Below are 18,441 nucleotides of genomic sequence, written 5' to 3' on the forward strand. Positions count from 1 at the left end.
AAAGGCCGCTTAGAACGTTCGTGCCTTGGGCGCGATTTTCTTGAGGCTAATCCCACCTTCATCTTCGCCCGTCAGAGGATCGACAACCACCGGTCGATAGCTCAGCTCGACCTTGTTGCCATCAACCCGGCTGATGGTATGGACGCGCCAGTTCTCATCGTCGCGCTCAGTGAAATCTTCGTGCGCATGCGCGCCGCGGGACTCTTTGCGTGCCTCGGCACCAACGATGGTGGCCAATGCGTTGGGCATAAGGTTGGTCAGTTCAAGCGTTTCCATCAGGTCGCTGTTCCAGACAAGGCTGCGATCAGACACTTGCAGATCATCCATCTTGGCCGCAATTGCAGTCATCTTTTCAACGCCATCCGCCATGGTTTTGGCCGTGCGGAATACCGCCGCGTCCGCCTGCATGGTTTTCTGCATCTCAAGCCGCAGATCCGCTGTCGGGATCGCGCCGCTTGCGTTGCGCACCGCGTCAAAACGATCAAACGCCTGATCCACCGAGGCCTGATTCAATGTCGGGTTCGGCGCCTCGGCATCCACAACCTTGCCCGCGCGGATCGCCGCCGCCCGCCCAAACACCACAAGGTCAATCAGCGAGTTCGAGCCCAACCGGTTTGCCCCGTGCACCGAGGCACACCCGGCCTCACCGACAGCCATCAGGCCCGGCACAACCGCGTTTGGATCATCGGCGACCGGGTTCAGAACCTCACCCCAATAGTTCGTGGGGATACCGCCCATGTTGTAGTGCACGGTCGGCAGAACCGGGATCGGCTCTTTCGTGACATCCACGCCTGCGAAAATCTTGGCCGATTCCGAGATGCCCGGCAGACGTTCATGCAAGGCTTCGGCAGGCAGGTGGCTCAGGTTCAGGTGAATGTGATCCCCATCCTTGCCGACACCGCGGCCCTCGCGGATTTCCATGGTCATCGAACGCGAGACATAGTCACGCGGCGCAAGGTCTTTGTACTGCGGTGCATAGCGTTCCATGAACCGCTCGCCTTCAGAGTTGGTGAGGTATCCCCCTTCGCCCCGTGCCCCTTCGGTAATCAGGCAGCCTGATCCATAGATGCCGGTTGGATGGAACTGAACAAACTCCATGTCCTGCAGCGCCAGCCCGGCACGGGCAACCATGCCGCTGCCGTCGCCGGTACAAGTATGCGCAGACGTGGCAGAGAAATAGGCACGGCCATAGCCACCCGTGGCCAGAACCACCATCTTGGCGTTGAACACGTGCATCGTGCCGTCGTCGAGCTTCCAGCAGACGACACCCTGGCACTGACCATCATCGGACATGATCAGGTCGATGGCGAAATATTCGATATAGAACTCGGCGTTGTTCTTCAGCGACTGACCATACAGCGTGTGCAGGATTGCATGGCCGGTCCGGTCTGCTGCAGCACAGGTACGTTGCACAGCGGGACCTTCACCAAACTCGGTCGTGTGGCCACCAAACGGGCGCTGATAAATTTTTCCCTCTTCGGTGCGCGAAAACGGCACACCGTAGTGCTCCAGCTCGTACACGGCCTTGGGTGCGTGGCGGGCGAGGTATTCCATCGCGTCGGTATCACCCAGCCAGTCTGACCCTTTGACGGTGTCATACATGTGCCATTGCCAGTTGTCCGGCCCCATATTAGACAAGGAGGCCGCGATCCCCCCTTGCGCCGCTACGGTGTGCGAGCGGGTTGGGAAAACCTTGGTGACACAGGCCGTACGCAGGCCTTGTTCCGCCATCCCCAGCGTTGCGCGCAGACCGGCGCCGCCAGCGCCCACAACAACCACGTCATATTCGTGGGTTTCGTATTCATATGCTGTCATCTTAGCTGATCCTCAACGCGCGAATTACAGAGCGAGCTTTATCAGGGCGAACAGCCCTGCAGCGATCAAAGTGTAGGAAATTGCTGTGACCGCCATCAGCGCCAGCTTCTCGGCGACCCCGTGAACATAGTCTTCAATCGCGGCCTGTGCTTCGCGCATCAGGTGCAGAATGACGACCACTAGAGTCAGGCCGGTTATGATCGCCGGGAACGGGCGGCTGTAATAGTGCAGCACCTCTTCGTAGGTGCCGCCCAACCCGTTGGCAAATGTGAAAACAAAGAGCGGTACAAGAATGACCAGCGCCGCCGAACTGACCATCATCTGCCAGTGGTGATGGGTCCCCTCGCGGCCAGCCCCCATGCCCTGCGCGCGCTTGCGTTCAGTGAGATATTGCATTGCCAAACTCCTTAGACCGCAACCGCTGTGATCAGCGCCAAAATCGTCGCAAGCGCGAACATGCCGATACCTAGCTTTTCTGAAACCTGCACGTTCAGGCAGTATCCCAGATCCCAGATCAGGTGACGAAGACGCCCCAGCATGTGATAGAAAATCGCCCAGGTGCCTGCGAACATGACGGCGTCACCAAGAAAGCTGCGCATCAACCCGTCGATGAAATCGAACGCGCTTTGCGATGTTGCCGCTGCAAGCAACCACCAGACCACGAGGACAGACAAGACAAGCGCCGCAATGCCGGTGATGCGCACCATGATGGACGACACCGAGGTCATCTGCGGACGATAGATCGTCAGATGTGGTGAGAGCGGGCGGTTGCCTCGATTTACATCGGCCATGTTGGCTCCTCTTCGGTTGGCTACCGATCCTTTTAAAGTTTTTTGCAAGCCTGTCACGCGCTGCGGGTGCAAAAAATCGCGATTTGCGGGCGAAAACACCGATTATAGCCGAACGTGATCACACAAAATAATCTCGTGATCACAAATCCGGTCATTCCCCATCAATGTTAGCGTTTTCAGTATCAAAGCGATGTGATCACGAATCTTCGACTGGCTTATTTTAAATGCGCGGTTTGCTGCGTCACTTCGCGCAGCAGTTTTTTTCGAATGCGTTCGGGATAGTCCTCGAACCCGGCGGCTGAGACAACAAAAGCGCCCTCGCCCACTATGACATTCTCGAAGAAATAGGCGGTCAGGTCAGGTTCGCTTTCTTCGATGGCAATAGCATTGACGGTGACACGCCGGTTGCGCAACCGGCTGTGCAGCTCCGAGGGTTCGATCCCTTCGTTCGAGATACCGTCTCCTGAGATATCGATCAGGTGCCGCTTGCAGTCTGAGACGGCATCAAAGCTGGCCATGGTGGTCTCCAGCGCCTCTCCAATCGCCGTCGAGAAGTTGCGCCAGACGCGGGGGTCGTCGGCCACGCCTTGCGCAAAGTTTTCCAGCGCCTCGAAACTGTCGATATGGGTCCACGGAATCGTGGTGCGCTGGCGGGATGAGCCGGTCCATTGCACCAGCATCAGGCGCGCCTGAGATCGCACCAGAGCCTCGGAAACGATGGGATCGCGCAGGCCTGCGGCGAGGCCATCCATCTGAATTCTATACTCATCCGTATCGACAGACCCGGATACATCAACCGCCAATGCCAAGGCGAGGTCGCAGGCGACAGCTGGCATTGCCAGGAAAGATGCGACTGTGGCGGCACGCAGGATTTGCATGCAGCAACCCTAGCATAGCTGCGGGAAAGTCACTTCAAATTCTCATCAGGGGACCCGCAGCACCCTATTTCGGAACTAGCGCCCAGACGTCGAGGTCCAGCAGGACATCAGGCAGGTACTTTCCGTTTTCGTTTTTCAGTTCAAACGGTTGACCACCTTTGGTCGCGACCAGCCGCAGGCGCAGCGCACCAACGCCCGGGGTGCCTGTATCCGCTTTGTTCAGCACCTGAGACCAAGCCTTGATCGTGTCGCCAGCCAAGCACGGATTGGCATGGGCACCGCCATTCAGACCGACAATCATCTGCGCGTTGGCCAAACCATTGAACGACAAAGCACGCGCCATCGAGATGACGTGGCCCCCATATATCAGGCGACCTTCGGGGCGGACGGTGAGGTCGAAATGCACCTTGGCGGTGTTTTGCCAGAGGCGGGTGGCCAGCATGTGCTCGGCCTCTTCAATCGTCACTCCATCGACGTGATCAATCGTTTCTTCCGTTTTGTAATCATCCCAGCGATGAGATTCTCCGGATTGTACAAAACTGTAATTCGAGAAATCGAGGCCCTCAGGCACCACCAGATCCTGCGGGTCTAACACTTTCTTAAGATCCGGGATCACGGTTTCTGGCGCGGGTGCATCCAGGTTGGATTTGCGCACCATGACCCAACGCACATATTCGATGACCACCTCGTCGCGCTGGTTCATCCCGCGCGTCCGCACCCAGACCACGCCGGTCTTGCCGTTGGAGTTCTGCTTGAGACCGATGACCTCGGATTCTGACCGAAGCGTATCGCCGGGATAGACCGGTTTCAGCCAGCGGCCTTCGGCATAGCCCAGATTGGCGACCGCGTTCAGCGAGATGTCAGGGACGGTTTTTCCAAAGACAACATGGAAGGCAGCCAGATCGTCAATCGGACTTTGTGGCAGGCCACAATTCCGGGCGAACTCGTCCGAGGAATAGAGCGCATGCCGCGCAGGGTAGAGCGCATGATAGAGCGCGCGTTCGCCTTCGGTGACGGTACGGGGCACCGCATGGTGCAGAACCTGCCCGACCGAATAGTCCTCGAAGTAGAAGCCCGGATTTGTCTTTGCCATTATTGCTGTCCCAGTTTCATATCAGGTGAATAGTCTGCCTCGACCTCTTTGGTCACCGCCTGCGCACAGCGCATGACGTTATTGGCCGCATCAAAAGCGTAAGAGGGTGAGCCATGCAAAACCCAGCCCTTGGCCAGCGCGTCCGAGACCTTGTGGCAGAAGGCAGATGTGTCTTCTTCGGTCAACAGCCGATAGAGTTGTGCCATTTTATCAAACCCTTATGAGCCAAAAGGCGACGGGCCAACCAGCCCGTGGATATAGCCGACAATGCCGAGCAAGACGATTGAGGCGACAAAGAACATCGCGTCTTTGCCGTAGGTGCCGGGCTCTGCAGGCGTCCAGTCAGGCTCGGACCGGTTGATCACGATGACCTCGACAACTGCCCAAGCCAGCAATCCACCGAACAAGACGATCGAGGCCAAATCGCCATTGACCAGCAAATGCGCAAAGGCCCAGAGCTTGAACCCAGCCAGCATCGGATGGCGCACCTTGTTCAACAGCCGGCCTTTCTGGCCTGCTGGGCTCATGAAAAAGAACGCAATCAGCACCAAAAGGTTGTTGAGATGCACCATGAAGGTTGGCGGCGCCCAGACATAGATGAAATCGGTCATACGATAGCCGAAGATCATCAGCAGGATCGCTGCGACCAAGGCCAAAGCAATCGCACCCTTGCCAGCATTTCCCATCGCCGCACGCTGCTGCGGCATCACGCGTTTGAACAGATGAGCGGCCCACCAAAGCGCCACCCCCAAAATCAGAAGCACAAATCCCATTGCTGGCTTACCCCGCTTGCAAAGCTGATATTGCCTCTGCTTTTGCCAGAATTTCGCGGGCAGTTACAACGTGAAGGTTTTCAACAATCTTTCCGTCCACTACAGCGACGCCCTGCCCTTGTTCTTCGACCTCTTCAAAGGCGGCTATCTGACGGCGTGCCAGATCAATCTCGACCTCTGACGGCGCAAAGGCCGCGTTAGTCACATCTATTTGCGCGGGGTGGATCAGGGTTTTGCCGTCAAAGCCCATATCACGGCCCTGTTCGCATTCAGCGGCCAACCCCTCCTGATCCTTAAAGGCATTATAGACGCCATCGACGATGATCAGCCCTTCGGCCTTTGCGGCCAACAGGCACAGGCCCAGCGAGGTCATCATCGGCAGGCGATCCGGGCGGAACCGGGATTGCAGTTCCTTGGCCAGATCATTGGTACCCATGACAAAGCCCGCCATCAGCGGGTGGGCTGCAATCTGGGCCGCATTAAGCATCCCGCGGGGTGTTTCCATCATCGCCCAGATCGGCAGGTCGCCAGTGATCGCGGCCAGCGCATCCACATCCGTGGCGCTGCCAACCTTGGGCAGCAGGACGGCGTCTGCATCCATCTCGCGTACGGCCTTTGCGTCGACCTGACCCCACTCGGTATCCAGCCCGTTGATTCGCACGATCTTGACCCGCGCGCCGTATCCGCCTTCGGCCAGAGCCGCCTTGAGCGTTTCGCGCGCACGGTCCTTTTCGTCCGCTGCAACTGCATCCTCGAGATCGAAGATTATCGCATCCACAGGAAGGTTACGCGCCTTTTCCAGCGCCCGTGCTCGGGAGCCCGGAATATATAGAACAGAGCGATATGGGCGCTGGCGCGGATCCATAAGCGACCCCCTTGTTGAAATATTGTTGCGTAGAATGGGGCATTTTTTGTCGGAAAGTTCAAGCATAAATTTGCCGCAGCGCAGCATTGACGTTGCGGACGGGGCAACGCGCGTTGCTTTAACCGAATATCTGCGTGGCTGAGACACCCTTTGAGGACAGATCACAAGAGGGGGCCGAGATGATGAAATTCTTTCTGAAAATGACGATGGGTCTGGGGATCATAGTGCTGGCGGCGCAGCAGTTGCAGGCGCAGCAAGGCAACTGCGCGCCGCGCGCGGATGTGCTGCGGCAATTGGCAGAGACCCATGGTGAAAAACGCAAAGGGGTTGGGCTGGCCCGGCAGGGGACTGTGGTTGAGCTGTTCGCCTCGGACGATACTGGAAGCTGGACCATTACCGTGACTTTGCCGGATGGTATGACCTGTCTACTGGCCTCGGGTCAGGCCTATGAGGCGGTGGCGGGTGCCCTGCCCCCCAATGTCTAGGTCAACGCGTCCCAGATCAGTTTGCTACCGGTGATGGTCAGTAGGACATAAGCGATGCCAAAGAACAGGCGTTCAGACATCATCCAATGGGCGCGCACGCCAAGCCAGGCACCCAGGACAGCAAAGGGCGCCAGCACAAGGTCGATCCAGGCGACCTGCCAGGTGAACATACCGAGATAAGCATAGGGCACGAACTTTGCGACGTTGATGACCCAGAAGACCAGAACCGTACTGGCCTGAAACTCGGTCTTGGACAGACGTTGCGACAGCAGATAGACGGCGGCCGGGGGGCCGCCCGCGTGACTGACAAAGCTGGTGAAGCCCGCGACAAGTCCGGCAAACAGACCGGCGGGCGGTGGCAGGCGTTTGGCAAACCCGCGCACCCAACCGCGCGATTGCGAAAGATGCCAGATCACAAACCCGACAGAGATTCCTCCGATCAGCAGCCGCAGCAGGTCAGCATCGGTGGCGCGATAGAGCCAAGCACCCAGCGCCACGCCCGGCACTGCGCCCAGCATCAGGAGGCAGGAATCCGACCAGCTCCAGCGCCTCCAATAGGGGCGCAGGGTGCTTACGTCGATCAGCATCAGGATCGGCAACATCAAGGCAAGCGCCTGTCCCGGCTCTAAAATCAAGGCCAGAATCGACGAGGATGCAAAGGCAACGCCCGAGCCGAACCCGCCCTTGGAAATGCCCGCAAAGATCACCGCCGGGATTGCCACAACAAAAAACATCAGGTTGGGTTCGAACATGAAACGGTCCCGGAAACGGCTTATTTCGCAAGCCCTTTAGCGCAACCAGACGACCAGTTGCAAACGGTATGCGGTCGCATGCCGCGCGGCACGGCCCTTGCGCGATGTCGTTTTAGCGACTAGCAAAACCGCGATTTCAAAACCGACCGGAGAAATTCCAAATGGCCAGACCCAAGATTGCGCTGATCGGCGCGGGGAACATCGGCGGCACGCTCGCTCATCTTGCAGCTGTCAAGGAACTGGGCGACGTCGTCCTGTTCGACATCGCTGACGGGCTGCCGCAGGGCAAGGCGCTCGACATCGCCGAGTCCGGCCCGTCCGAAGGCTTTGACGCCTCGATGAAAGGCTCGAGCGATTATGCCGACATCGCCGGCGCGGATGTGTGCATCGTGACCGCAGGCGTGGCCCGCAAACCGGGCATGAGCCGCGACGACCTGCTGGGCATCAACCTGAAGGTCATGAAGTCGGTTGGCGAAGGCATCGCGGCTCACGCGCCTGATGCGTTCGTGATCTGCATCACCAACCCGCTGGACGCGATGGTCTGGGCGCTGCGTGAATTCTCGGGCCTGCCGCATAACAAGGTCTGCGGCATGGCAGGCGTTCTGGACTCGGCCCGTTTTGCGCATTTCCTGTCGGAAGAGTTTAACGTATCGATGCGCGATGTGACTGCGTTTGTTCTGGGCGGCCATGGCGACACGATGGTGCCTTCGGTGCGCTATTCGACCGTAGCCGGTATCCCGCTGCCCGATCTGGTCGAAATGGGCTGGACCACACAGGACAAGCTGGACGCCATCGTACAGCGTACCCGTGATGGCGGCGCCGAAATCGTTGGCCTGCTGAAAACCGGCTCGGCCTATTACGCGCCGGCCACTTCGGCGATCGAAATGGCCGAGGCCTATCTGAAAGACCAGAAACGCGTGCTGCCCTGCGCCGCCTATTGCAGCGGCGAGTTGGGGGTCGATGGCCTCTATGTTGGCGTGCCCACCGTGATCGGTGCCGGCGGCGTCGAGCGGATCGTCGACATCAAACTGAACGAAGACGAGCAGGCCGGGTTCGACAATTCGGTCAACGCCGTCAAAGGTCTGATCGAGGCCTGCAAGGGCATCGACAGCTCGCTGGCTTAAGCCAACGCTGATTGCAATACCGGGCCGGTCCCCTTGGGGGCCGGCTCAATTTATTTCAGAACGTCCTAGCGCTTCTCAGGCGCTGATACGTTTAGCGCAAACGGTGCAAAACCCTTTTCCGACGCTGTTTTCCCGTTTCCACAGAGAACCGCTCGAATCAAAATCAGGTCGCTCCAAGTTTTGTGATCACACCCCAAAAACCTGTGATCACAAATACTGAAAATCTTCGTGAAAATCCTCTTTCCCGTCAAAAAACCCTTTAAACTTACAGGGTAGACACCCCTATAACGGTTAAATTGCAGTCAGACGGGACAGTTTCGATGAACATTCACGAATATCAGGCCAAAGCCCTTCTTCGCAGCTATGGCGCGCCAGTATCCGATGGCCGCGCAGTATTGCGCGCCGAAGAAGCCAAAACCGCAGCCGGTGAGCTGGATGGCCCTCTTTGGGTCGTTAAGGCGCAGATCCATGCGGGCGGGCGCGGCAAGGGTTCGTTCAAAGAAGCTGATGCCGGGGAAAAAGGCGGCGTGCGCCTGACCAAGTCGGTTGAGGAAGCCGCAGAAGAAGCCAAGAAGATGCTGGGCCGCACGCTGGTCACCCATCAGACCGGCCCGGCAGGCAAGCAGGTCAACCGCATCTATATCGAAGCCGGTTCGGGCATCGAGCGTGAATTGTATCTGGCCCTGCTGGTGGACCGCCAGACCAGCCGGATTTCTTTCGTCTGCTCGACCGAAGGCGGCATGGACATCGAAGAGGTGGCCGCGGCCACGCCCGAGAAAATCCTGTCCTTCTCAGTGGACCCTGCGACGGGGTATCAGCCCTATCACGGTCGCCGCATCGCGTTCTCGCTGGGCTTGCAAGGCCCGCAGGTCAAGCAATGCGTCAAACTGATGAGCCAGCTTTATGCCGCCTTCGTCGAGAAGGACATGGAGATGCTGGAGATCAACCCGCTGATCGTATCCGACAGCGGCGACCTGAAGGTGCTGGACGCCAAAGTTGGCTTTGACGGCAACGCGGTTTACCGCCACCCCGATATTGCCGAGCTGCGCGACACGACTGAGGAAGACCCCAAGGAACTGGAAGCCAGCAAATACGACCTGAACTACATCGCGCTGGACGGTGAGATCGGGTGCATGGTCAACGGTGCCGGTCTGGCTATGGCGACGATGGACATCATCAAGCTCTATGGGGCCGAGCCTGCCAACTTCCTCGACGTGGGTGGTGGCGCGACCAAAGAGAAAGTCACTGAGGCGTTCAAGATCATCACCTCAGACCCGCAGGTCAAAGGCATTCTGGTCAACATCTTCGGCGGCATCATGCGCTGTGACGTCATTGCCGAGGGCGTTGTCGCCGCGGTGAAAGAGGTTGGTCTGAAAGTGCCGCTGGTCGTGCGTCTTGAAGGCACCAATGTCGAGAAAGGCAAAGAGATCATCAACACCTCAGGCCTGGACGTGATCGCGGCGGATAACCTCAAAGATGGGGCCGAGAAAATCGTGAAGGCGGTTAAGGGGTAGTCAGTGAAGATTGGACTTAAAGCTGTTGCTTTGGCGTTTGCCGCGGCCTTGTCAGGTTGCAGCGCGCCGTCACCAGAGAAAATTGCTGAGGCGTCATTTACGTTCTCAGAAACGAATAGACCTGTTCAGCTGTTTTCTGACGTCTGCTTAAAAACGCTTCCAAGTTTCGATACGTTCTTAAATGCCGTTCAGAAACAGGGTCTGAAACCTTCAACTCCAATAGGAGGGAAAGACGCATATACGGCTCCGGGCGACAAGTTCTTGGCAGCAACAGTCTTTGAAGAAGATGACATGTCGGCATGCGCTGTCGCCTTTCTTGGGAGTGTGAACAGCAAGGAAATCGGAGAATTGTTCCTTCAAGAGGCTTCAAAACGAACTGGGGGAAAACCTCAGAAACAATTTCCAAGCGGACGGTATAATTACGCCTATCAACTCAAAAATGGCAGCTTATTGGTTTACGAAGTTAAAAAACCACGCGGACAAGTTCGCCATTTTATCTTCGTTACAAAACCCATCTCTAGAAAGGAAGTCGCAAGCTACATCTACAACTGACGCCAGAGCGAATAGCGGGGCCGTCTCTGCTTTATGGAATGAACTTCAGCAGATGCTGCCGTTGTCAAAAGGAAAATGCCAAATGGCTGCTCCCATAGAGAAAATAACAATGTGGTCTGTCCAGACTTTATTAGTTCGCAGGGCAGATTGATATGATGCGCACTGCTTGAACTGTTTGGAACCATCTGACCCCATGACCATCCCCATCTTCCTCATAGGCCTCGAACGCGCCACCGGGCGGGCACGTTTGATGGAGCAGGAGCTGCAAAAGGCAGGCCTGTCGGCGACACGCGTCAAAGCTGTTGACTGCGATGCGGCCAGCCGTGAGGAATTTCTGCGCGACTGCCAGTCCGAGGGGCCATGGGGGTATTTCCAGACCAAGGATATGGCCTGCACGCTCAGCCACGCCAAGGCTTGGGAGGCCGTTGTCGCATCGGGCGCGGAACAGGCGCTGATCCTTGAGGATGATGTGTTTCTGTCTCCGGAACTGGCCGATTGGCTCAATGATCCGTCCTGGTGGCCTGCGGATGCCGATATCGTCCGGTTCGAGCGCTGGCGCAGCACCAAGCTTTATGTCGCGCTGGGGCGCAAGCGGCGGTCGCATCTGGGGCGCGAGATGCGCCTGATGCGGTCGCGCCATCCCGGCGGGGCGGCCTATGCAATGACCCGCAAGGCGGCGCAGCATTTTCTGGCGCAGAAACCCTATGACATCACACTGGACGGGTTGTTGTTCAATCCGTCCGCCTCTGCCGCCGCGCGGCAGGTCAATATCTATCAGGTCATCCCGGCCATGGTGGAACAGGGCAACGAAGCCGAAGGAGAGGTTCAGATGGGCGCGCCGCGCCGACGCCCGACCGGCTGGCCTCTGGTCCGACAAAAAATCCGGCGCGGGATCGCCGAAATCGATGGCGGGGCTCGTACCATCGCCAATGTGGCGCTGGGACGCGCCACGCTTGAGAAAATCACATATGCGCCGCAGGTTCTGCCGGACGCGCACCCCAATCAAACCAGCATCGCCTAAGGAAAGGGACATCATGGCAGTCCTCATCGACGAAAATACCAAAGTGATCTGTCAGGGCTTTACCGGCTCGCAGGGCACATTCCACTCGGAACAGGCCATCGCCTACGGCACCAAGATGGTCGGCGGCGTGACCCCCGGCAAAGGCGGGATGGAGCATCTGGGCCTACCCGTGTTCAACTCGGTCCACGAGGCCAAATCGGTGACCGAGGCCAATGCCAGCGTGATCTATGTGCCACCGCCCTTTGCCGCGGATTCGATCCTTGAGGCGATTGACGCCGAGATGGAAGTGATCGTCTGCATCACCGAAGGCATCCCGGTTCTGGACATGATGAAGGTGAAGCGCGCGCTGGAAGGCAGCAAATCACGCCTGATCGGGCCGAACTGCCCCGGCGTCATCACACCTGACGCCTGCAAGATCGGCATCATGCCCGGTCACATCCACAAGCGTGGCTCGGTCGGCGTTGTGTCGCGCTCAGGCACGCTGACGTACGAGGCGGTCAAGCAGACCACCGATGTGGGTCTGGGCCAGTCCACCTGCGTCGGCATCGGTGGCGACCCGATCAAAGGCACCGAACATATCGACGTGCTGGAATGGTTCCTGGCAGATGACGAAACCCACTCGATCATCATGATCGGTGAGATCGGCGGTTCTGCCGAGGAAGAAGCCGCACAGTTCCTGGCGGATGAGGCCAAGAAGGGCCGCAAAAAGCCGACCGCTGGGTTCATCGCTGGCCGCACAGCCCCTCCGGGCCGCCGCATGGGCCACGCGGGCGCGATCGTCGCCGGCGGCAAAGGCGGAGCCGAGGACAAGATCGAAGCCATGCGCTCGGCCGGTATCGTCGTGGCCGAAAGCCCGGCGCAGCTGGGTGAGGCCGTGCTGGAAGCGATTGGGTAAGCGCCTAATGTACGAATCTTCGCGAGCGCTCAAGTTTTCAAAGACAGCAGGCAAGCCTGTCTTTGAGCGCTCGCGTACATTTTGCATTGCAACTTGCACGGCTCTGCTTGGTTTTCTTTCATCACCGGTAGCGGCCGATAAGCCCTTTTCTCTGCCGGACCTTGAGGCTCTGGTCGATGCTTGTATCCAACAAACCGATCTTGATTATGAAAATCAGCCACAGCTTCCTATCAAAACGCAAGAAACAAGATTTTCCGAAGTTGGACTCAAGGATGTGGCCCGGTTCGAAGAAGCCACCAAGCTCAGTATTGTTGATATCAGCGTAGGCTTGCTTTTTACATCAGAGACCGCTGACACCTCATATGTGGAAGTCTCCAGGCAAATGCACCGTATGTTGGAAGACAAGAAAATTCTTGAGCGCCACCACGAAACGGTACTGCGGCAGGTGGGTGCTAACGCGTTGTGGAAAAATACACACGAAAATGCGCGGTGGGACGGATATGGCATCGTCGGTGGCAGCGCGTGGTGGTTTGCAGAAGACATTGCCGTTGTGTGGGACGGATCGTCATTCCACTTTTCTGGCTATCCGTGCGAAATCTATGGTGTTCCATCAGGAACAGCAACACAGTTGGTAGAGGATGAAGGCTGGAACTTCACGTCTGAGACGTTTGGACCGATAACGCGCTACAGCGCGACAATTCGAGCGAGAGCCCCCCTTTCTCGCATTTTGGTCAGATTGGTGACCGGAATTGGAAAAAACCACAGGCTACCAAATGCAAAAATTGAGGTTTTTAGGTTTGATCAAGGTTTCTTGACTGTAGACAGCCCTGAAGAATGGGTGATCAAGGTGTCGAGGGATAGGCGTTTATGACCTTCTCTGACGCGATCCGCACCTGTTTCTCTAAGTTCTTCACGTTCTCTGGCCGTGCATCGCGCCCCGAATACTGGTTCTTTTTCCTGTTCATCGTGATCTGGAACATCATCGCCGGGATCATTGATGCGCAGTTTTTCACGCAGGTCTCAACAAGTGAAACCGCGACAAGCACGTCAATCAGTACAACATCCTCGACACCGGTGCAGAGCATCGTCAGCCTGATCGTGTTCTTCCCACATCTAGCTGTCGCGTGGCGGCGGATGCACGATACCGGGCGCAGTGGGCTTTATGCTTTGCTGCCGATATTGCTGGTACTCATTGCCGGAGCTGTTTTGGTCTTTGGCATAGGTCTGGCCTCGCATTTCCAGCATGGGGGCAATCTGGACATCCTGTTCACCCGCGCCACACTATTAATCGTTATTCCGACACTTATCGTCCTGTTTGTGTCGCCTCTCCTGGTGCTGTGGTGGCTGACCCGCCCCAGCCAGCCAGGCACCAACCAATACGGTCCCAACCCATATGAGGTAACCCAATGACCGAACAACTGCCCAACTCCGCCTTTCATGCCTCAAGCTTTATGCAGGGGCATAATGCCGAATATCTCGAGCAGCTTTATGCCCAGTACACCAAGGATCCCGGTGCCGTGGATGCCGCCTGGGCCGAGTTTTTCAGGCAAATGGGCGATGCCACGCCGGATGTGCAGCGCGAGGCTGAGGGGCCGTCCTGGGCGCGAACCGACTGGCCGCCTATGCCAGCGGATGATCTGACGGGTGCGCTCACCGGCGAGTGGGCTGAGATCGACGCCAAGGCGGCGGGCAACAAGATCAAGGATAAGGCTGCGGCCAAGGGCGTTGAGGTCAGCGACGATCAGATCAAGCGCGCAGTGCTGGATTCGCTTCGGGCGCTGATGCTGATCCGGGCTTACCGCATTCGGGGCCATCTGGCCGCTGATCTGGACCCGCTGGGCATGCGCGCCGCCAGCACGCATCCTGAGTTGGATCCCAAGACTTATGGCTTCACCGATGCTGACATGGATCGGCCGATCTTTATCGACAACGTGCTGGGCCTGCAGATGGCCAGCATGCGGCAGATCGTTGAGATCGTAAAGCGGACCTATTGCGGCACCTTTGCGCTGCAGTACATGCATATCTCGAACCCGGAAGAAGCCGCTTGGCTCAAGGAACGGATCGAGGGATATGGCAAGGAAATCGCCTTTACCAAAGAGGGCCGGAAGGCCATCCTGAACAAGATGGTCGAGGCCGAGGGGTTCGAGAAATTCCTCCATGTGAAATACATGGGCACCAAGCGGTTTGGTCTGGACGGCGGCGAGGCGCTGATCCCTGCGATGGAGCAGATCATCAAGCGCGGCGGCGCGCTGGGGATCAGCGATATCGTCATCGGGATGCCGCACCGGGGGCGTCTGAACATTCTGGCCAACGTGATGAGCAAACCTTATCGCGCCATTTTCAACGAATTTCAGGGTGGCAGCTTTAAGCCTGAGGATGTGGATGGTTCGGGCGATGTGAAATATCACCTCGGCGCCTCCAGCGACCGCGAATTCGACGGCAATAGCGTTCACCTGTCACTGACTGCCAACCCCAGCCACCTTGAGGCGGTGAACCCGGTGGTTCTGGGCAAAGTGCGCGCCAAGCAGGATCAGCTGAAAGACATAGACCGTACGCGGGTGATGGGCATTCTGCTGCACGGGGATGCAGCCTTTGCCGGTCAGGGCGTTGTGGCCGAAGGCTTTGGCCTCAGTGGTCTGCGCGGGCACAAAACCGGTGGCACCATGCATATCGTGGTGAACAACCAGATCGGCTTTACCACCGCGCCGCATTTCAGTCGCTCCAGCCCCTATCCGACAGATATCGCGCTGATGGTTGAGGCGCCTATTTTTCACGTGAACGGGGATGACCCGGAGGCGGTCGTGCATGCCGCGAAGGTCGCAACCGAGTTCCGTCAGAAGTTCCACAAAGACGTGGTTATCGACATCTTCTGCTATCGCCGGTTTGGTCACAACGAGGGCGACGAGCCCATGTTCACCAACCCGATCATGTACAAGAAGATCAAGACGCATAAGACCACGCTGTCCTTGTATACCGAGCGTCTGGTCAAGGATGGCCTGATCCCCGAGGGTGAGATCGAGGATATGAAGGCGGCCTTTCAGGCGCATCTGAATGATGAGTTTGAGGCCGGGAAGGACTACAAGCCCAACAAGGCCGATTGGCTGGATGGGCGCTGGTCGCATCTGAATAAGAACAAAGAGGAATACGTGCGCGGCGATACCGCCATCGCGCCGGAAACGCTGTCTGAGATCGGCGCCGCGCTGAGCAGCGCGCCGGACGGGTTTGCAATACATAAGACCGTTGGCCGTCTGCTGGATCACAAGAAACAGATGTTCGAGAACGGTGAAGGCTTTGACTGGGCAACCGGCGAGGCGCTGGCCTTTGGGTCATTGCTGACCGAGGGCTATCCCGTGCGCCTGTCGGGCCAAGACGCCACGCGCGGGACCTTTAGCCAGCGCCATTCCGGCCTGGTGAACCAGGAGACCGAGGAGCGCTATTACCCACTGAACAATATTCGCAAGGGGCAATCGCAGTACGAGGTGATCGACTCGATGCTGTCCGAATATGCGGTGCTGGGTTTTGAGTACGGCTATTCTCTGGCCGAACCCAACGCGTTGACATTATGGGAAGCGCAATTTGGCGATTTTGCCAACGGTGCGCAGATCATGTTCGATCAGTTCATCAGCTCCGGTGAATCGAAGTGGTTGCGGATGTCCGGTCTGGTCACGCTGCTGCCGCACGGCTTCGAGGGTCAGGGCCCCGAACACAGCTCGGGCCGTTTGGAACGGTTCCTGCAGATGTGCGGTCAGGACAACTGGATCGTGGCAAACTGCACGACACCGGCGAACTATTTCCACATTTTGCGCCGTCAGCTGCACCGCACCTTCCGCAAGCCGTTAATCCTGGTGACGCCCAAGTCGCTGCTGCGCCACAAGCTGGCTGTCAGCAAGGCCGAGGAGTTTACCACCGGCTCCAGCTTCCACCGGGTGCTGTGGGATGACGCGCAGCAGGGCAATTCCGACACCAAGCTGGTGGCGGATGGCAAGATCAAGCGGGTCGTTCTGTGCTCGGGCAAGGTCTATTATGACCTGTTGGAAGAGCGGGATGCGCGCGGGATCGACGATGTCTATCTGCTGCGGATCGAGCAGTACTACCCCTTCCCGGCGCATTCGTTGATCAATGAGCTGGAGCGGTTCAAGGGTGCCGAAATGGTCTGGTGCCAGGAAGAGCCCAAGAACCAGGGGGCCTGGACATTCATCGAGCCCAATATCGAATGGGTGCTGACCCGCATCGGCGCCGAACACAAGCGGCCACGCTATGTCGGTCGCGCCACATCGGCCTCGCCCGCGACGGGTCTGGCCAGCCAACACAAAGCCCAACAAGAAGCGCTGGTGAACGAAGCGCTGAGCATCGAAGGAAAATAAGCGATGACGATTGAAGTTCGTGTTCCCACGCTTGGCGAGTCGGTCACCGAAGCCACGGTTGCGACATGGTTCAAGAAACCCGGCGACGCGGTTGCCGTAGATGAAATGCTGTGCGAGCTGGAGACCGATAAGGTCACGGTCGAAGTACCCTCGCCCTCAGCCGGCGTGATGGGTGAAATCGTTGCCGCCGAAGGCGACACCGTGGGCGTTGATGCCCTGCTGGCCACAATCACCGCTGGTGAGGGCGCAGCCCCGGCCCCGGCGGCCTCTCCGGCTCCGGCGGCGGCCCCTGCTGCTGCAGCGGGCAGCATTGATGTCATGGTGCCGACGCTGGGCGAGTCGGTCAGCGAAGCAACCGTATCGACATGGTTCAAGCAGGTTGGTGACAGCGTCGCGCAGGATGAGATGCTGTGTGAGCTGGAAACCGATAAGGTCTCGGTCGAGGTACCGGCCCCGGCGGCTGGTGTTCTGGCGGAAATCGTGGCCCTCGAAGGTGCAACTGTGGATGCCACCGCCAAGCTGGCAGTGATCTCTGGCGCGGCGGCAGGAGCTGTAGCGACCTCTGCGCCTGTGGCGGCCCCCGCGGCGGGTGGCAGCGATGGTGGCGGCAAGGACGTGTCTAATGCGCCGTCCGCTGAGAAAGCCATGGCCGAGGCTGGCCTGTCTGCCGATCAGGTGACCGGCACCGGCCGCGACGGCCGCATCATGAAGGAAGATGTGGCAAAAGCGGTTGCAACGGCTTCGGCCCCAGCGCCTGCGGCGGCTGTGCCCGCCCCCGCTGCCCAAACCCCACGCGCGCCGGTTGCGGCAGATGACGCAGCCCGTGAAGAACGTGTGCGGATGACCCGCCTGCGTCAGACCATTGCCAAGCGCCTGAAGGATGCGCAGAACACTGCCGCGATCCTGACCACCTATAACGAGGTGGACATGACCGAGGTGATGGCCCTGCGCAATGAATACAAAGAGCTTTTCCAGAAGAAACACGGCGTAAAGCTGGGCTTTATGTCCTTCTTCACCAAGGCTTGCTGTCATGCACTGAAAGAAGTGCCCGAGGTGAATGCCGAGATCGACGGCACCGACATCGTCTTCAAAAACTTCGTTCATATGGGCGTCGCGGCGGGGACGCCACAGGGTCTGGTTGTGCCGGTGATCCGCGACGCGGACAGCATGTCCTTTGCAGCGATCGAAAAGGCGATTGCCGAAAAGGGCAAGCGCGCCCGCGAGGGCAAGCTGAGTATGGCCGAAATGCAGGGCGGGACCTTCACCATCTCAAACGGGGGGGTCTATGGCTCGTTGATGTCGTCGCCAATCCTGAACCCACCGCAATCGGGCATTCTGGGCATGCACAAGATTCAGGACCGCCCGATGGTTATTAATGGTGAGATCAAGATCCGCCCGATGATGTATCTGGCCCTGTCTTATGACCACCGGATCGTGGATGGCAAAGGGGCAGTGACGTTTCTTGTCCGCGTCAAAGAGGCACTGGAAGACCCGCGCCGTTTGTTGATGGATCTGTAAT

19 protein-coding genes are annotated in these 18,441 nt (G+C 58.2%); 10 read left to right on the forward strand and 9 right to left on the reverse strand.

Going from position 1 to position 18,441, the window contains the following annotated elements; all coding sequences use genetic code 11:
• Positions 1-9: 9 nt before the first annotated feature.
• The 8 genes from sdhA to ACR0I7_RS14580 all read right to left on the reverse strand — a co-directional run bounded on the left by sdhA (position 10) and on the right by ACR0I7_RS14580 (position 6,215).
• Positions 10-1,815 carry a succinate dehydrogenase flavoprotein subunit gene (gene sdhA / locus ACR0I7_RS14545; protein WP_480512240.1) on the reverse strand — a complete coding sequence of 602 codons (1,806 nt, stop codon included), beginning with the start codon at positions 1,813-1,815 and terminating at the stop codon, positions 10-12.
• Positions 1,816-1,839: 24 nt separating this feature from the next.
• Positions 1,840-2,211, reverse strand: a complete 372-nt coding sequence (sdhD, locus tag ACR0I7_RS14550) for a succinate dehydrogenase, hydrophobic membrane anchor protein (RefSeq protein ID WP_480512242.1) — start codon at positions 2,209-2,211, stop codon at positions 1,840-1,842.
• Positions 2,212-2,222: 11 nt separating this feature from the next.
• The gene (gene sdhC / locus ACR0I7_RS14555; RefSeq protein WP_480512243.1) at positions 2,223-2,606 is read right to left on the reverse strand and encodes a succinate dehydrogenase, cytochrome b556 subunit; all 384 of its coding nucleotides are present in this window, start codon (positions 2,604-2,606) and stop codon (positions 2,223-2,225) included.
• 215 nt (positions 2,607-2,821) lie between these two features.
• Positions 2,822-3,484, reverse strand: coding sequence for a DUF1194 domain-containing protein (locus tag ACR0I7_RS14560; protein WP_480512245.1), 663 nt, complete (start codon positions 3,482-3,484; stop codon positions 2,822-2,824).
• A gap of 64 nt (positions 3,485-3,548) precedes the next feature.
• Complete coding sequence (locus ACR0I7_RS14565) at positions 3,549-4,577, reverse strand: MaoC family dehydratase (RefSeq protein ID WP_480512247.1); 1,029 nt, start codon at positions 4,575-4,577, stop codon at positions 3,549-3,551.
• On the reverse strand, positions 4,577-4,783 hold the full coding sequence (locus ACR0I7_RS14570; protein WP_480512249.1) for a DUF1737 domain-containing protein: 207 nt from the start codon (positions 4,781-4,783) through the stop codon (positions 4,577-4,579). The genes ACR0I7_RS14565 and ACR0I7_RS14570 overlap by 1 nt, the downstream gene beginning before the upstream one ends.
• Before the next feature lie 12 nt (positions 4,784-4,795).
• Entirely contained in the window at positions 4,796-5,350 is a 555-nt protein-coding gene (locus ACR0I7_RS14575) for an NnrU family protein (protein WP_480512251.1), read from the reverse strand.
• Between the two features lie 7 nt (positions 5,351-5,357).
• The gene (locus tag ACR0I7_RS14580; RefSeq protein WP_480512253.1) at positions 5,358-6,215 is read right to left on the reverse strand and encodes an HpcH/HpaI aldolase/citrate lyase family protein; all 858 of its coding nucleotides are present in this window, start codon (positions 6,213-6,215) and stop codon (positions 5,358-5,360) included.
• Between the two features lie 179 nt (positions 6,216-6,394).
• Between ACR0I7_RS14580 and ACR0I7_RS14585 the strand changes: the two genes are divergently transcribed.
• Entirely contained in the window at positions 6,395-6,700 is a 306-nt protein-coding gene (locus tag ACR0I7_RS14585; protein WP_480512425.1) for a hypothetical protein, read from the forward strand.
• Here ACR0I7_RS14585 and ACR0I7_RS14590 read toward each other — a convergent pair.
• Positions 6,697-7,452 (reverse strand): sulfite exporter TauE/SafE family protein, encoded by a 756-nt coding sequence (locus ACR0I7_RS14590; protein WP_480512255.1) that lies wholly within the window; start codon positions 7,450-7,452, stop codon positions 6,697-6,699. The genes ACR0I7_RS14585 and ACR0I7_RS14590 overlap by 4 nt on opposite strands.
• A 161-nt stretch (positions 7,453-7,613) precedes the next feature.
• Between ACR0I7_RS14590 and mdh the strand changes: the two genes are divergently transcribed.
• The 9 genes from mdh to odhB all read left to right on the forward strand — a co-directional run bounded on the left by mdh (position 7,614) and on the right by odhB (position 18,440).
• Positions 7,614-8,576 (forward strand): malate dehydrogenase, encoded by a 963-nt coding sequence (gene mdh, locus ACR0I7_RS14595; protein ID WP_480512257.1) that lies wholly within the window; start codon positions 7,614-7,616, stop codon positions 8,574-8,576.
• A 320-nt stretch (positions 8,577-8,896) separates the two neighbouring features.
• Positions 8,897-10,090 carry an ADP-forming succinate--CoA ligase subunit beta gene (sucC, locus tag ACR0I7_RS14600; protein ID WP_480512259.1) on the forward strand — a complete coding sequence of 398 codons (1,194 nt, stop codon included), beginning with the start codon at positions 8,897-8,899 and terminating at the stop codon, positions 10,088-10,090.
• Between the two features lie 3 nt (positions 10,091-10,093).
• Positions 10,094-10,642: a hypothetical protein gene (locus ACR0I7_RS14605; RefSeq protein WP_480512261.1), complete on the forward strand. Its 549-nt coding sequence runs from the start codon at positions 10,094-10,096 to the stop codon at positions 10,640-10,642.
• Between the two features lie 193 nt (positions 10,643-10,835).
• Positions 10,836-11,663 (forward strand): glycosyltransferase family 25 protein, encoded by an 828-nt coding sequence (locus ACR0I7_RS14610; RefSeq protein ID WP_480512263.1) that lies wholly within the window; start codon positions 10,836-10,838, stop codon positions 11,661-11,663.
• Positions 11,664-11,676: 13 nt separating this feature from the next.
• Complete coding sequence (gene sucD / locus ACR0I7_RS14615) at positions 11,677-12,558, forward strand: succinate--CoA ligase subunit alpha (RefSeq protein WP_480512265.1); 882 nt, start codon at positions 11,677-11,679, stop codon at positions 12,556-12,558.
• A gap of 7 nt (positions 12,559-12,565) precedes the next feature.
• Positions 12,566-13,429 (forward strand): hypothetical protein, encoded by an 864-nt coding sequence (locus ACR0I7_RS14620; RefSeq protein ID WP_480512267.1) that lies wholly within the window; start codon positions 12,566-12,568, stop codon positions 13,427-13,429.
• Positions 13,426-13,968, forward strand: coding sequence for a DUF805 domain-containing protein (locus ACR0I7_RS14625; protein WP_480512269.1), 543 nt, complete (start codon positions 13,426-13,428; stop codon positions 13,966-13,968). The genes ACR0I7_RS14620 and ACR0I7_RS14625 overlap by 4 nt, the downstream gene beginning before the upstream one ends.
• Entirely contained in the window at positions 13,965-16,922 is a 2,958-nt protein-coding gene (locus ACR0I7_RS14630; RefSeq protein WP_480512271.1) for a 2-oxoglutarate dehydrogenase E1 component, read from the forward strand. The genes ACR0I7_RS14625 and ACR0I7_RS14630 overlap by 4 nt, the downstream gene beginning before the upstream one ends.
• A 3-nt stretch (positions 16,923-16,925) precedes the next feature.
• A complete protein-coding gene (gene odhB, locus ACR0I7_RS14635) occupies positions 16,926-18,440 on the forward strand; it encodes a 2-oxoglutarate dehydrogenase complex dihydrolipoyllysine-residue succinyltransferase (protein ID WP_480512273.1) in 1,515 nt (504 codons plus the stop codon).
• Position 18,441 lies beyond the last annotated feature (1 nt).

The organism is Ruegeria sp. AM1 (genome assembly GCF_056540745.1).

Coding starts and splice junctions, on each gene's coding strand:
- sdhA (WP_480512240.1), bottom strand. CDS start 1,815: ATGACAGCATATGAATACGAAACCCACGAATATGACGTGGTTGTTGTG.
- sdhC (WP_480512243.1), bottom strand. CDS start 2,606: ATGGCCGATGTAAATCGAGGCAACCGCCCGCTCTCACCACATCTGACG.
- sdhD (WP_480512242.1), bottom strand. CDS start 2,211: ATGCAATATCTCACTGAACGCAAGCGCGCGCAGGGCATGGGGGCTGGC.
- sucC (WP_480512259.1), top strand. CDS start 8,897: ATGAACATTCACGAATATCAGGCCAAAGCCCTTCTTCGCAGCTATGGC.
- ACR0I7_RS14575 (WP_480512251.1), bottom strand. CDS start 5,350: ATGGGATTTGTGCTTCTGATTTTGGGGGTGGCGCTTTGGTGGGCCGCT.
- ACR0I7_RS14570 (WP_480512249.1), bottom strand. CDS start 4,783: ATGGCACAACTCTATCGGCTGTTGACCGAAGAAGACACATCTGCCTTC.
- mdh (WP_480512257.1), top strand. CDS start 7,614: ATGGCCAGACCCAAGATTGCGCTGATCGGCGCGGGGAACATCGGCGGC.
- ACR0I7_RS14610 (WP_480512263.1), top strand. CDS start 10,836: ATGACCATCCCCATCTTCCTCATAGGCCTCGAACGCGCCACCGGGCGG.
- ACR0I7_RS14580 (WP_480512253.1), bottom strand. CDS start 6,215: ATGGATCCGCGCCAGCGCCCATATCGCTCTGTTCTATATATTCCGGGC.
- ACR0I7_RS14590 (WP_480512255.1), bottom strand. CDS start 7,452: ATGTTCGAACCCAACCTGATGTTTTTTGTTGTGGCAATCCCGGCGGTG.
- ACR0I7_RS14625 (WP_480512269.1), top strand. CDS start 13,426: ATGACCTTCTCTGACGCGATCCGCACCTGTTTCTCTAAGTTCTTCACG.
- ACR0I7_RS14560 (WP_480512245.1), bottom strand. CDS start 3,484: ATGCAAATCCTGCGTGCCGCCACAGTCGCATCTTTCCTGGCAATGCCA.
- ACR0I7_RS14585 (WP_480512425.1), top strand. CDS start 6,395: ATGATGAAATTCTTTCTGAAAATGACGATGGGTCTGGGGATCATAGTG.
- ACR0I7_RS14620 (WP_480512267.1), top strand. CDS start 12,566: ATGTACGAATCTTCGCGAGCGCTCAAGTTTTCAAAGACAGCAGGCAAG.
- odhB (WP_480512273.1), top strand. CDS start 16,926: ATGACGATTGAAGTTCGTGTTCCCACGCTTGGCGAGTCGGTCACCGAA.
- ACR0I7_RS14630 (WP_480512271.1), top strand. CDS start 13,965: ATGACCGAACAACTGCCCAACTCCGCCTTTCATGCCTCAAGCTTTATG.
- ACR0I7_RS14565 (WP_480512247.1), bottom strand. CDS start 4,577: ATGGCAAAGACAAATCCGGGCTTCTACTTCGAGGACTATTCGGTCGGG.
- sucD (WP_480512265.1), top strand. CDS start 11,677: ATGGCAGTCCTCATCGACGAAAATACCAAAGTGATCTGTCAGGGCTTT.